The 12,986-nt window shown below is 40.4% G+C and carries 16 protein-coding genes; 1 reads left to right on the plus strand and 15 read right to left on the minus strand.

The genetic code is table 11. The annotated features are described in order from the left end of the window. The 4 genes from L4C32_RS15350 to L4C32_RS15365 form a co-directional block, all read right to left on the minus strand. On the minus strand, positions 1-158 hold a 158-nt coding region (locus L4C32_RS15350; protein WP_428197796.1), incomplete at its 3' end, for a type II toxin-antitoxin system RelE/ParE family toxin. A gap of 340 nt (positions 159-498) precedes the next feature. Beyond that, entirely contained in the window at positions 499-975 is a 477-nt protein-coding gene (locus tag L4C32_RS15355; protein WP_428197773.1) for a DM13 domain-containing protein, read from the minus strand. A 381-nt stretch (positions 976-1,356) separates the two neighbouring features. Then, positions 1,357-1,650: a HigA family addiction module antitoxin gene (locus tag L4C32_RS15360; protein ID WP_428197774.1), complete on the minus strand. Its 294-nt coding sequence runs from the start codon at positions 1,648-1,650 to the stop codon at positions 1,357-1,359. Beyond that, positions 1,650-1,928: a type II toxin-antitoxin system RelE/ParE family toxin gene (locus tag L4C32_RS15365; RefSeq protein ID WP_428197775.1), complete on the minus strand. Its 279-nt coding sequence runs from the start codon at positions 1,926-1,928 to the stop codon at positions 1,650-1,652. Before L4C32_RS15365 ends, L4C32_RS15360 begins: the two co-directional genes overlap by 1 nt. Positions 1,929-2,208: 280 nt before the next feature. Between L4C32_RS15365 and L4C32_RS15370 the strand changes: the two genes are divergently transcribed. Beyond that, positions 2,209-3,168, plus strand: a complete 960-nt coding sequence (locus tag L4C32_RS15370) for a transposase (RefSeq protein ID WP_428197776.1) — start codon at positions 2,209-2,211, stop codon at positions 3,166-3,168. Here the strand turns inward: L4C32_RS15370 and L4C32_RS15375 are convergent. The 11 genes from L4C32_RS15375 to L4C32_RS15425 form a co-directional block, all read right to left on the minus strand. Then, complete coding sequence (locus L4C32_RS15375) at positions 3,087-3,689, minus strand: hypothetical protein (RefSeq protein WP_428197777.1); 603 nt, start codon at positions 3,687-3,689, stop codon at positions 3,087-3,089. The genes L4C32_RS15370 and L4C32_RS15375 overlap by 82 nt on opposite strands. 703 nt (positions 3,690-4,392) lie before the next feature. Further along, positions 4,393-4,602 carry a BrnA antitoxin family protein gene (locus L4C32_RS15380; RefSeq protein WP_428197778.1) on the minus strand — a complete coding sequence of 70 codons (210 nt, stop codon included), beginning with the start codon at positions 4,600-4,602 and terminating at the stop codon, positions 4,393-4,395. Beyond that, a complete protein-coding gene (locus tag L4C32_RS15385) occupies positions 4,595-4,891 on the minus strand; it encodes a BrnT family toxin (RefSeq protein ID WP_428197779.1) in 297 nt (98 codons plus the stop codon). Before L4C32_RS15385 ends, L4C32_RS15380 begins: the two co-directional genes overlap by 8 nt. Before the next feature lie 334 nt (positions 4,892-5,225). Then, the gene (locus tag L4C32_RS15390) at positions 5,226-5,864 is read right to left on the minus strand and encodes an HAD family hydrolase (protein ID WP_428197780.1); all 639 of its coding nucleotides are present in this window, start codon (positions 5,862-5,864) and stop codon (positions 5,226-5,228) included. Between the two features lie 270 nt (positions 5,865-6,134). Beyond that, complete coding sequence (locus tag L4C32_RS15395; RefSeq protein WP_428197781.1) at positions 6,135-7,424, minus strand: NAD(P)/FAD-dependent oxidoreductase; 1,290 nt, start codon at positions 7,422-7,424, stop codon at positions 6,135-6,137. A 201-nt stretch (positions 7,425-7,625) separates the two neighbouring features. Next, entirely contained in the window at positions 7,626-8,165 is a 540-nt protein-coding gene (gene ycfP, locus L4C32_RS15400) for an alpha/beta hydrolase YcfP (RefSeq protein ID WP_428197782.1), read from the minus strand. 91 nt (positions 8,166-8,256) lie between these two features. Further along, on the minus strand, positions 8,257-9,132 hold the full coding sequence (locus L4C32_RS15405; RefSeq protein ID WP_428197783.1) for a phosphotransferase: 876 nt from the start codon (positions 9,130-9,132) through the stop codon (positions 8,257-8,259). Between the two features lie 3 nt (positions 9,133-9,135). Beyond that, a complete protein-coding gene (lpoB, locus tag L4C32_RS15410) occupies positions 9,136-9,726 on the minus strand; it encodes a penicillin-binding protein activator LpoB (RefSeq protein WP_428197784.1) in 591 nt (196 codons plus the stop codon). A gap of 25 nt (positions 9,727-9,751) precedes the next feature. Continuing rightward, positions 9,752-10,138: a YcfL family putative periplasmic lipoprotein gene (locus L4C32_RS15415; RefSeq protein ID WP_428197785.1), complete on the minus strand. Its 387-nt coding sequence runs from the start codon at positions 10,136-10,138 to the stop codon at positions 9,752-9,754. Further along, positions 10,138-11,499 (minus strand): COG3014 family protein, encoded by a 1,362-nt coding sequence (locus L4C32_RS15420; protein WP_428197797.1) that lies wholly within the window; start codon positions 11,497-11,499, stop codon positions 10,138-10,140. Before L4C32_RS15420 ends, L4C32_RS15415 begins: the two co-directional genes overlap by 1 nt. A gap of 196 nt (positions 11,500-11,695) precedes the next feature. Further along, the gene (locus tag L4C32_RS15425) at positions 11,696-12,913 is read right to left on the minus strand and encodes a M24 family metallopeptidase (RefSeq protein ID WP_428197786.1); all 1,218 of its coding nucleotides are present in this window, start codon (positions 12,911-12,913) and stop codon (positions 11,696-11,698) included. Positions 12,914-12,986: the final 73 nt, after the last annotated feature.

Below are 12,986 nucleotides of genomic sequence, written 5' to 3' on the forward strand. Positions count from 1 at the left end.
GATTTAGATAGGTTAGCTTTCTCATTTTTTCCAAAGAGTGAAAGCATAAACAGTGGTACATCTTCGTTGTTGTAGTAATAAACAACTCTCACACCAGCACTTTTACCTCCCCCCTCTTTTGCCCACCTTAACTTACGAACCCCACCAGTACCTTGCATTAACACTAAAGGAGCTTCTCAGCCCGTTTTTTATATTCAGGTAATTCAACGATCGTATGCATAATCGAAGTGTAATCCACTGGATTACTTTTCGCAAGTTCTTGTAAAAGAATATCGCTGCATTAAGCAGTAGCAACGCCGCCACCTAAGTTATTACATCGTATACAAAAGATTCCATCTTGCAGGGACAGACACCCCAAGGAACCTCTAGAAAAACCTCTAGCAGGACAGACACTTTAGCTTGAGAAGGGCTTCAGGCTTGTTCAACACCGTCCTATTCTATAAACAAAAGCAGGTGTCGGCTGCGCGACACCTGCTTTTGTTTATTAGGAGTGGTTCATTATTGGTATGTAGCTGACGTGATAAATTCACCAAATGTCTCACACCATACAATGACCGTATTATATTTAGATACATCGATACCTTTCGGTATTTTGACCGCAAAGTTTTCGAAAGTCTTAACATTACCAATGCGAACCATACTGTCTTTTAATCGATTAAAATCAGATTCAGTTTCGACAAACTCGGTTGACAGGTAAAGCTTGTAATCAGGACCGGGCGCAAGGCTTCCAGTTAATGTGATGTACTCTGGACCAACAGCTACCTGACCTTCCCCCCAATGAAAAGAGTCACTATCCTTGAGGTCTTTTTTGAACATCGCGGAAAACTGTGCTTGGGAAGATAATTGAGTGACTTCAGACTCAGTTAGAGATGTTGGTGCAATAAGAATCGGCAGCATATAAATGCCTAGACCAACACCGAATGCCCCCACAGACAAGTGAGTAATTAAAAGTAATATTATTGTCTTTATTTTCATAGCTGCACCTTCCTTAGTAACACTTTATCTTACCAACAAAACAGATACTTGAAATAACAATTGTGTCTTCATATGAAATGAGGTCTTTTATCTCTAGCCGCTTTAATCAAATTCAACTTGAGAAGATGCCTCCAGACCACTCCTAACGCCTGCATAACACGTTTACTACGATGCGATTATTCTAAAAATTAACGCCTTAAAACGAGAAACACCCGCCAACCTGAGATGCCTACTCACGAGCATTATCAGGTGTCTGTCCCGCGAGCATTATCAGGTGTCTGTCCCGCTAGTTCAGGTGTCTGTCCCGCTAGTTCACTATCAACCACTATCAACAAAAGCAGGTGTCGGCTGCGCKACACCTATTCTTGTTTATTATATTTTTTATACCACTGCAAAATTTACCAAGTGAACATTGGTTAAGTTTATTTGTTGCTTAGCATGCCAAAGATCATAGTTATCTTGCATTGATAGCCAACTCTCAGGTGTTCTTCCTATTGCTTTAGACAAGCGCAGTGCCATTTCGGGAGAGATACCACTTTGACCTTTAAGAACTCGATTTAAAGTAGATGATGCTACGTCTAATTGTTTAGCCAGATAGCGACAGCTAAAACCAGAAGGCTCCAAATAAACATCGTAAATGAACTCCCCTGGGTGCGGTGGATTATGCATAGTCATTAGTGATAGTCCTCATAGTTGAGAATGAAAGCATTGCCATCGATAAACTCGAAAGTAATGCGCCAGTTACCGCTTACAGTAATAGACCAAATCCCATCTCTATTGCCTTTTAAAGGATGTAATTTAAAACCGGGCAAATTGATATCATCAATTCCTTTAGCGGTATCTATTGCAGCCAATTGCATACGTAATTTACGTTGATGCTTTGCCTGAATACCTGAGACACTTCCAGTTTGGAAGTATTTCTTGAGGCCTTTATGTTTAAAAGATTTAATCATGCAATAAGTGTAGCGTGATGCGCATCAGTTGTCGATAAAAATAAGGATAATGGCGAAAACTAAACAATCAGGAGGGCTCAAGTAATTATGACGAAAATAGACTAACTTCTGGATGACAAGGACATACACTCTAAGCACTGCTCTCACACTTTAAACTTCACTAGTTTCATCTATTTCAAGCTCGACACCGACTCACTCGAAGAGTCGGTCATTTCAGTATCTCAATAAGTGAAAACCTGCTTACACTGTCATCATGTTCAATTTGTGGTGAGAGTTTCCAGTGACCGTACCAAGAAGTCAGCTTATCTGCTCAGAGGCGACGCCCTATTATCACATTGTCTCTCGATGTGTGAGACGCAGTTATTTGTGTGGTGTAGATTCTGTTACCCAACAGAGCTTTGAGCACCGCCGTGGTTGGATTGAAGATAAACTCAAAGAGCTCAGCACCATGTTTAGTATAGATATTTGTGCCTATGCCATCATGAATAATCACTACCATTTGGTGCTTAGCATTGATTGTGATGGCGTTAAAAAACTGACCGAAAGAGAGGTGATCGATCGTTGGTGTACCCTCCATGAAATGCCGCTGTTGATTGAACGTTATCTTATTCAACAAGACCTGCACAGCTCAACCAAAGAGGTGTGTCAGCAAATTATCTCCGAGTGGCGCGAACGGTTATCCAGCATCAGTTGGTTCATGAAAATTCTCAATCAAACCATAGCAAGAATGGCGAACAAAGAGGATGACTGTACAGGGCACTTTTGGGAAGGCCGTTTTAAAAGCCAAGCGCTGCTTGATGAGAAAGCGCTGTTAACCGCGATGGCTTATGTGGATTTAAACCCGATTCGAGCCAACATGGCGGACTCTCTTGAAACCTCAGATTTCACCTCAGTGAAAGAGCGGCTCGCTGCCCTTAAATCGAAAAAGTTAACTCCACCTTGCCTGCACCCTTTTATTGGTAACCCAACCAATGAGATGATTAAAGGCATTCCGTTTAGATTGGATGACTACCTAGAGCTTGTCGATTGGAGCGGAAAACAGATAAAACCGAATAAACGCGGCGCGATTGATGCCTCTACCCCACCCGTTTTACAACAATTGAACGTTGAACAAAAAGAGTGGCTAAAACTCTGTCCCGCTAGTTCTCTTCTAGTTTGTTATATGAACTTCCCGATAAAGTACGCTACTAGTAAAGCACCAAAAAATGCGCAAAATGGAACCAAAGTGTCTAGAATGTAAAGCCGTAGCTGATTAGCTAAATTATATTGCTTAATAGCGTTTTGAAACTTTAGGATTCTTTCTACGTCAGTTTTTATTGCTGACATCAATTGATTCTCAATATTTACAAGCAGTTTCTCAGTTTCCTCTGACACTGACTTACCAGGCCTAAGGCCTCCACCAGTAGAAAATTCAGCGTGAATCCGAATTGAATTTCCCGTCAACTTCCTAATTTCAGGAATTAATGTTTGTGTTTTCCAATTTTTATCAGTCATGCCATCAGGAACATCAACATCAACGATAAAGCTAGCCTTCCACTGAGTAAATTCTGCATACAATGAGTAAAAATAGTTCAAAGCGAACCAAGTCAAACAGAGTGGAAGACCGGCATTGAGAAGCTCATCTGGTATAGAAACTCCAAACACCTTTAAAGAACTCAAAGATGTAACACCAAAATGGACTACGCATAAAGAACTCACAAAAAGCAAATTTCTACGTAGTTTTAATGCATACTCGGTTAATGTAAAAAACTCTTTAGTCAAACCTTATTCCTGTTCATAAAACGAGGCTGTAGGATTTCTCCACAGCTATTTTAATATCGTCTTCTACGTTAAAAAGAATAAGCCTTTATGGGTTGAACCTATCTAGATTTCACGTAGAGACATGATTTTTCGCCCGAAAATGCGTCCATTTAAGCTCTACTTTCTGAAATCGAGTTATCCTACAGCCTCAACAGCTTAATAAGATGCAAAATGCATCGTTTAAACAATGCACTTTGCATCTTATCACTCATAAATCCAGCATACGGTATCATACTTATCCCGAAAAATTAGTGCTTTACCGCAAAGTTATAAATTTCATTTGTAGAAAGTAGGCATTAAGAAAATGACTCAAAAAACCTCTAGCAGGACAGACACGTTAACTTTCTTTCTTATGAGTGGTCATTAAAAAGTGCCTGTCCCTGCAGGGGTTCCTGTCAGCATCAGATGGCGTGTGTTGGGATCAGTCGAACGATGTAGCCGAAAGGCGAATAGAATAAGAATAATGGCGCAAACTAAACATCAGGAGAGATAACGGTAATTATGGCGAAAATAGGATAACTTCTGGATGTAAATAAAAACCCTACCAACTCAAACGTCACAATTGACTATATAGAGAGGGACTTTGGCTTGTTCAAGACCACTCTATTCTATGAAAAAAGCAGGTGTCGGCTGCGCGACACCTATTCTAGTTTGTTAGCTTTATTTACTCCCATTCCATTTTTAACTCTTTATGACTACTTGCGCAATCCTTAAGGTAAAGGTTGATAAGATTTTGGTATGGCACGCCATTTTGATCTGAAAGCTGTTTAAAGTATTCAATAACATCTTGGTCTAAACGAATAGTTATTTGTTTCTTAAGTTTTTTCACGTAGGGGTTAGGTACGGAATTAGAAAAATCATACTGATCACGCATATCTGTACTCCTCATATTGTTTACGTTCATATTTATCTGCTTTTCTAGCAGAAATAATACGAATATTATCTTCGTCATCTCGATAGCAGTGACATACAACAAGTGTTTTGTAATTGTCACTTTGGCCAAGAACTATAAAGCGCTCTTCACCGTGCGAACTATCAGGATCTGGAATTAAGCGAGCATATCCATCAAAAAAAACAGATTGAGCTTCATCGAAACTTACACCGTGTTTTTTGATATTAGAAGTTGCTTTATTCGGATCCCATTCAAATTTAATATCAGCCATGAATTACAGTGTAGTTACATTGTAATTGAAATGCAAAATATGAGGTAAAACTAGACATAATGACTCCCACGAGGTGCGGAATCCGTCCATCTATAGCAATAATAGGCTAACTTCTGGATGTAAATCGGCTCGATTTACGTCTTAATGCCGCTCAGCTTGAATTTGGCTGTAAATAAAAACCCTACCAACTCAAACTTCACAATTTACTATATAGAGAGGGCTTCGGGCTTGTTCAACACCGCCCTATTCTATCAACAAAAGCAGGTGTCGGCTGCGCGACACCTATTCTAGTTTGTTCTAGTCTGTTATAAGCGTGATAAAGAATATCACAGACCTATTTCACGAAACTCAGGGCGCTATCTAAACAACTAAAGTCTTGAATACGTTGGTAATGATTTACTCTATTACCGACAATGACTACATTGACCGCTAACTCTTCACATGCCCTTAAGTCCCACTCTGCATCACCAAAATAAGTAACAGGATAGTCACCAATTTGATTTATTGCTGATTTTGCCAACTCCATAATTTTGATACGAGAGTAGTGATCATTAGAAGACATAATATCTAATTTCTCTGTCTCAAAACCAGCTGATTTCAATTTTATCCTAGCTGTTTCTCCCCAACCACCAGTAGCAATAGAAACAACATATTTGTCACTATCTAACAGATGTGATAAGAATTTTTTGGCTCCAAGTACTTCTTCAGCTGGTGACGCTTTAACAGATTGCTGAACATTACGGATAAAAATAGGCTTAACGATATTCTCTAGTTCAGTTAGAGAATACTTGAGACCTTGTTGCTCAATAAAAGTTTTTAATATGCCTCTGTCAGTGACAAAGGGATAACCCCCCCAATCTGTCGATATTTCAAGACCTGTAGCTTCTCGCACTGCTTCAACAAAACACTCTTCGTCCATTTCGTATGACTGGAGTAGTGTTCCATCAATATCCAACATTACATGATGTTTCATCTAATTCCCTTTAAGCTTATAACATCTTATCACTCATAAACCCAACGTACGGTATCATACATATCTCGAAATATTAGTGCTTTACCGAAAAGTTATAAATTTCACTTGTAGAAAGTAGGCTTTGATTTGTAGAAAGTAGGCATTAAGAAATGAATCAAAAAAACGCTAGCAGAAACCTCTAGCAGGAGAGAAAGCGCTTAATGATGCCACATTGACCGTTACTGGTTACGTGATAAAAATGCCAGTATTCTTTGAGTACTGGCATTTTTTTTAATGCAATTTAAGGTTTGGACGTAAAACTCGATTGATTCGTCCGACTAACATCATTAGTCCGGTCTTAAACAGACCATGCAGTGCGATTAAATGCATTCGATATAGAGAGATATAGACGATGCGTGCAATCCTCCCCTCGATCATCATAGAACCTTTGGTCAAATTACCCATTAAACTGCCCACTGTGGTGAATCGGCTTAACGACACTAAAGAACCATGGTCTTTATACACATACTCTTTTAACTCACGGTCACCAATTTGGCACACAATATTTTTAAAGGCATGACTGGCCATCTGGTGGGCTGATTGCGCTCTAGGTGGGACAAAGCTGCCATCCGGTTGTTCGCAACACGCTAAGTCACCAATGGCATAGATATGATCATCTACGGTGGTTTGCAACGTAGGTTTAACCATCACTTGGTTAATTCGATTACTCTCTAAACCCGCTAGATTCTTCATGAAATCAGGGGCTTTAATACCTGCGGCCCACACCATGATTTTAGCTGGAATCAACTCTCCATCTGAGGTAGTCAACCCCAAATCATCTGCTCTAGACACTCTGGTTGAGGTTAAAACATTGACACCAAGCTTTACCAGCTCATGATGGGCTGCGCTGGAGATTCGAGCAGGAAGCGCAGGTAAGATTCGCTCTCCCGCTTCAACTAACGAGACATTCAGTTTAGAGGAGTCTAAATCACCAAAGCCATAGGTACGGAGTTCTTTAACCGCATTATGCAGTTCAGCCGACAGTTCTACCCCCGTTGCTCCAGCACCCACAATAGCAATATCAACCGTACCTTGGCCTGAATTAGCATGCAGCTTTAAGAATTGATTGTTCATCTCCGTTCTAAAGCGATGTGCCTCTTCTGGCTTATCTAAAAAGATGCAGTTTTCCGCAACACCAGGCGTATTAAAGTCGTTTGACTTAGAACCAATGGCTAAAATCAGGTAGTCGTACGCTATTTCACGACTTGGAATAAGCAGAGATCCTTCATCATCTTTGAGTTCATCGAGTACAATCACTTTTCGCTGACGATCGATGTCAATCAAGCTACCCATCTGAAAGTTAAAGCTGTGATTTTTAGCGTGGGCACGGTAACTTAGCGCATCGACCCCTTCATCCAGAGAGCCGGTCGCCACTTCATGCAGTAATGGTTTCCACAAATGGCTGGTATTTCGATCGACTAATGTCACTTCTGCACGTTTTTTTCGTCCTAAAGTACGACCAAATTTAGTGGCTAACTCGAGTCCACCAGCACCGCCACCGACAACAACAATTCTCGTCATTAATCTCTCCTAGAAATGTAAAAATTTGCATTCATAGCAACAAGGATAGTGACACCTTGTTGATTTAGATCAAACTATTGTTCTAGGATAACAGTTAATTGCGTAATTTACGCGAAATAATTAGCAAAAAAGTGTAATAAAATTACACTTTTTATGGGGGGTATATTTTCACAGGAATGCCGTGACTCTTTACTTCGGTAACTAGCTGTTTTTAAATGATTTGATTTTCTGTAAATGCTTCGTCAATTTAACGAATTTATGGGATTCACTATCATCCCATACAATTTCGTAATATTTTGACAATTCACTCTCGACATCTCTATTATCATTAACCTCATCTTTACTCGCCAAGATGCAAAGACAGTGATTTCGATTCTTTTCCCTAAATTTTTCGACACACTTAGTCGCAATATCCGCATACTCTTCAGGTCGATCAATTCGTCCCTCCATCGTTAGCTCTGGATGTAGATTAGGATTAAATAATACCTGCTTAATGCCACACAAAAATCCGATTCTTTCTGACCAAAAGGCACCTAAACCAACACCACAAATTAGGATATGCTCATCACTACTCTGTTCAATGACTTTATGGACCTCTTTTAAGAGGTGTTGCATATCGTGTTTAGGGTGCAAGGTACTGTAGTTAATAAAACGAACATCATCATCAATAAATTGAAGTTGAAGTATTTTCTCGTGATTCCCTGGGCTTGTTGAATCAAAGCCGTGCAGATAAATAATCATAAATCCAATGTCCAAATAGTTATTTAGTTCTCACTATTTAATCTACCACGAAAGTTATGGTTATAAAGAACAAATAACAAAACGTAGAAAATTAGAGTCWCTCTTTCTCATTAATTGCATTTAATACTGACTCTTCATGGGCAACAGATTGCACTAAGTAGAGGTAATCTTGGTTAAGTTGATAACCGAGCCGAAACCAGAGTGAACTTAAAAACTGGCACCAAGGGGTCCAGTAATGAACAGCATCAATCCAAGGTTGAACATCCTTGATCTCTCGACATTGGCAGTAACCACGGACCGCACTCTCAAGTTCTAATTCATTGGCTAAAATTGACATGGTTAGATCTTGAGACGGATCACTATAAGCGGCGTACTCCCAATCAATCACCTTATAACTATCCGCACTTTTTATGACGTTATACCCACCAAGATCAAAGTGGCAAAGGGTGGCATTAAAACGTTGAGACTCATCCAGTTGAAGATAGTGTTGGTATAATATTTGGCTGGTTAATGAACGTTGGCTACTCTCTAACTGTTCCCAGTAATAAGAGAGGCGCTGTTTAAATGAGAAGTGTTGCTTCGCGGTCACCGGCAGTTGATGTAGTTTGGCCAATAGAGTAGTGAGTATAGGCGTCAGTTTTTTACGGTCATAATCTTCAGGAATAACTTGCCCCTCAATCCACTCAACTAAAATACCAAATGGAAATTGAGCGATGGCGTTAGGTGACAAGTTGGATCGGTTAAGCAAGTATAAGAGTTGGTACTCATGGTTACGGTCAATACCAAAAGAGTCAGAAGTGTATGAGATTGGGCGCCACACATAAGGGCACCCATCAATAACCACTTTCCAGCAACGATTGGTTAATCCCCCTGTTAACGCCTCCACAGATTCAATAGTGAGCTGCTGATTAAGTTTTCGTAAACTGTCATCAGCAGTAAATGCGTTATCCAGCGAAATTGATTTCACCTGTTACCAACCTAGTAGTTTTTTCGCTTCTTGTTTACGGATCTCAGTTTCATCAGCCCATTCGATTAAGCCGGTTTCAAGATCCATCAAACGCATGGTCATTTTATAGTAAACATCTTTATCACTGCCAGCTTGTTTCACAATGCTCGACAAGTTGCCATAAAGCATATACTGAGCCCCAACCATTTTACCAAACTGTATTGCTGTACTTTGATTGACTAACTCATCATCGTTTTGGAAGTTAAGCTGTTTTCTTACTGACTCAACTCTGTCCATATCCACGAAACGGAATTTACCTGAATTCAACAATTTGGTACTGATTGAATCGGTGACAGACTCAGTATCAATATGCTCACTGGTTTTATTTTTAATGCTTTCAACAAAAACAATAGGACGACTATTTTGCGTTAAATGTGCGACTGCACCAGATGACAACATGCTATCAGTCATCTCCATTGCGATTTTCTGTAGGTCGGTTGAGCCAAATTCAATCGTGGTGGTTTCTGCTGATTGTGCATCACCGTAGCTGACTTTATTTGAGCAACCACCAAGTAGGACGGCCAAGCCTAAGAGTGCAATTATACCTTTATTCATAATATCTAAACCTTTTCAAAATTAATTAATCATCAGCACTTCGAATTTGAACTCGAAACTGTGTTGCATTTGGATCAATAGCGACACCTTGAATCGTCATGGAATCTAAGCCGCGTACGATAAATTGACGCCATGGTGTGTCTGAACCGTTGACTTCCAAACCCTGTTTATCATACCAATAAAAGCGATATTGCAGATGTTGATCGCCGGTATAGGTACTGGTTACACTTACAACACCTTTTAGAATGCCGTTCGTATCAAGACTGTCTGCACTGTTTATCACTAAACGTGCTCCAAGAACATTATCACCAAAGAGAACTTGTTGATTTTTACTTTCAACACTAATCCCAGCAGTATTCGAACCGCATCCGACTAATGTGATTGATAATAGTAAAGCGATAAACCATTTCATTACATCTCTCCTAGCTGTTTGTGCCACCATGTCACCGAAGAACCCTGTCTAGACATCCACACCAGTGCGGTATGTCCTGCCGCTACGGTAAAGGTAAGCTCTTTACCTGCATAACTGATTGTCTGCGCTCCTGCATCCATTTCCATCGATGCAACAGAAACCTGTGCTGGCAACGACTGCCAACTTCTTGTATCCGGTTGTTCTGATAACGTATTAAATACATTGATCAGAAGATTACCAATTTCTTCATTTGATGAGCCGCGTGTTTGTTTACGCAGGCTATCTTTTGCATAAATGCGTAACCCTTGTCTAATCACGATAGCAGGGAGTCGCTCATTAAGGTTATTTTTTGCCATACCGTTAATATCAACCACAGCGTTACTTTCTACGTTTTCCCCATTGATTAATAGAGGGGTATAGGTTGTTTTGGTGACTTTAGGGTAAACCGGCAGTGCTAAGTTATATATAGCAGTATTGCCACGACTATCATACATGGGTAATGGTTGTTTCCACCCTTTTAATGCTTCAACCGTACCCTGTTCATCAATGATGATCACCCTTGATTGATTTTTTCCTAACGATACTGGATTACCATACTGCTGTTCCAACAGTCTCAAATCATTCGACATACCCAGTTTTTTTGCCGTTCGCATGGTGGCATCGATAACGGCTTGATTATTCGGAGAAACCGCTAATGCACGACGGTAATCAACATACGCATTATTTAAGCTGTTGCTTGTTTCGTATAACAACCCAGAGTAATAAAAGAGATATCCATTTTGGACTTCAGCCAGTTTTTCGCCGCCATCAGGGTAGCGAGCCAATACTGCACCAACATTGGGTGATATTCCTTTTTTCTTTGCCGATTGCTCTGCTGACTGTAGCTCACTTTCACGAGATTTTTTTGCCTGTTCTTGAACTTGGTTTGCTCGTCTAACCTCAACTAATGCTCCACTCAAATCATTTTTTTTCAGATAGTTAAGTGACATATAAAGATGTAGAAAGCCCAATTCATAATCTGCAGGTTCATAATTGATCATGTTGTCATTGGTTAATAATGAGCCTGCTGAATTGACTCCTTGCGACAACGATAAGGTCGCTTGGCGTTGCTGCTCTTTGATAGCAAGATCACTCTGCTCAAACGCACCAAGGCTCTGAGGGTACTGCTCAGCTAAAAAACTCACTCGGCCGAGCTCAAAATTGTCAAGAATCACCCCGGCAAAATCAGTCTGTTGTCCATCAAGAGCTTGTTGATATTGACCAATTTTGACTAACTGATAGACATCATGGTGTTGTGACGAGTAGTGGCTAAAGAGATTTCCAGCAGATAGATTGCCGCAAGCCGCCAAAAAAGCAGTCATTACTACAATCGTCGTTTTTTGTATTATATGTCTCTGCTTTAGGGCAAGAATTGTGGTTTTTAATTGCTTAATGTCAGACACCTAGTAAAACCTTACTCTGTCGGGGGCTTTATTATACATCAATTTACGTGTCATACGAATTAACAGGATAATTCGTAGACACGTAAATCGCCACCGAGTTCAGGTGTTTATTAACTTATTTTTCGTAACCAAATGGATCATCAATTGAATGTGACGGCTCAGTAAACCAAACTGGTCCGGTTTCTCCCATGTAAAAATGATCTTCTAAACGAACACCAAACTCACCCGGTACACAAAGCATAGGTTCATTGCTAAAACACATACCCACAGCTAAAGGGGTTTGATCGTTAAGCACTAAATATGGCCACTCATGGATATCTAAACCAACGCCATGACCTGTTCGGTGTGGCAAACCTGGTATATCATAACCTGGCCCATAACCGTCTTTTTCAAGTACCACTCGAGCGGCTTTATCAACACTGGCACACGTTTGGCCAAGTTGCGCAGCATCGAATGCGGCTGCTTGGGCAGCTTTTTCACTGTTCCACACTTGACGTTGACGATCGCTCGCTTCACCAAATACATAGGTGCGAGTAATGTCAGAGTTGTAACCATGTAACTGACAACCTGTATCAATCAATACCGTATCATTTACCGTTAGATCTTTTGGTGATTTAACACCATGAGGGTACGCACTATCTTCACCAAACAACACAATACAAAAATAAGAACCCGCAGGCGCCCCCACTTTGATATGTGCCTCATGGATAAAATCTTCCACCTCTTTTACTGATATACCTTCACGCAAAATACGCGCAGCGGCTTTGTGTACTTCCATGGTCATATCTTTGGCACGTTGTAACAGTGCAATTTCACTATTTGATTTACATGTACGGCAGCCTGCCGTAACGACTTTGGCATCAATGTAGTTAAATTGTGGTGCCGCCTGACGAATACCATCAAACATAAAAAAAGCGGTAGATTCATCGATACCAATTGTACCACTAGTAATGCCCATCTCTTTTAGCATGACATTAATCAGCTCTGAAGGGTTTTCATCTTCATGCCAAGTATTGATCTTTCCTTCGACATTCATGAAGCCAAGCAACGTATCAAGCTCGAAATTTGGGGCTATGAATTCCACGTTTCCTTTGGCCGGAATAATGGCACCAACCATACGCTCACCCACGCCCCAACGAATACCAGTAAAGTAGTAGAGGTTAGTGCCGGCATTCACATAAATTGCTTCGATTCCCTCTGCTTGCATTATCTGCTGAGCTTTTGTAATGCGAGCCACAAACTCTTCATGCGTGATGGCGTCTATATCGCCCGTCATGTCATTTAATTTTGCAAGTTCCTGTGGCGCCGTTGAGCCACCTACACCTATTGTCATTCGGGTTACCTCTACGAGTTATCATTGATTTTTTTCATTTTTGCATAAAATATATTAATGCGCAGTATAAAAT

The organism is Aliivibrio kagoshimensis, assembly GCF_050337105.1.
Classification (GTDB): domain Bacteria; phylum Pseudomonadota; class Gammaproteobacteria; order Enterobacterales; family Vibrionaceae; genus Aliivibrio_A; species Aliivibrio_A kagoshimensis.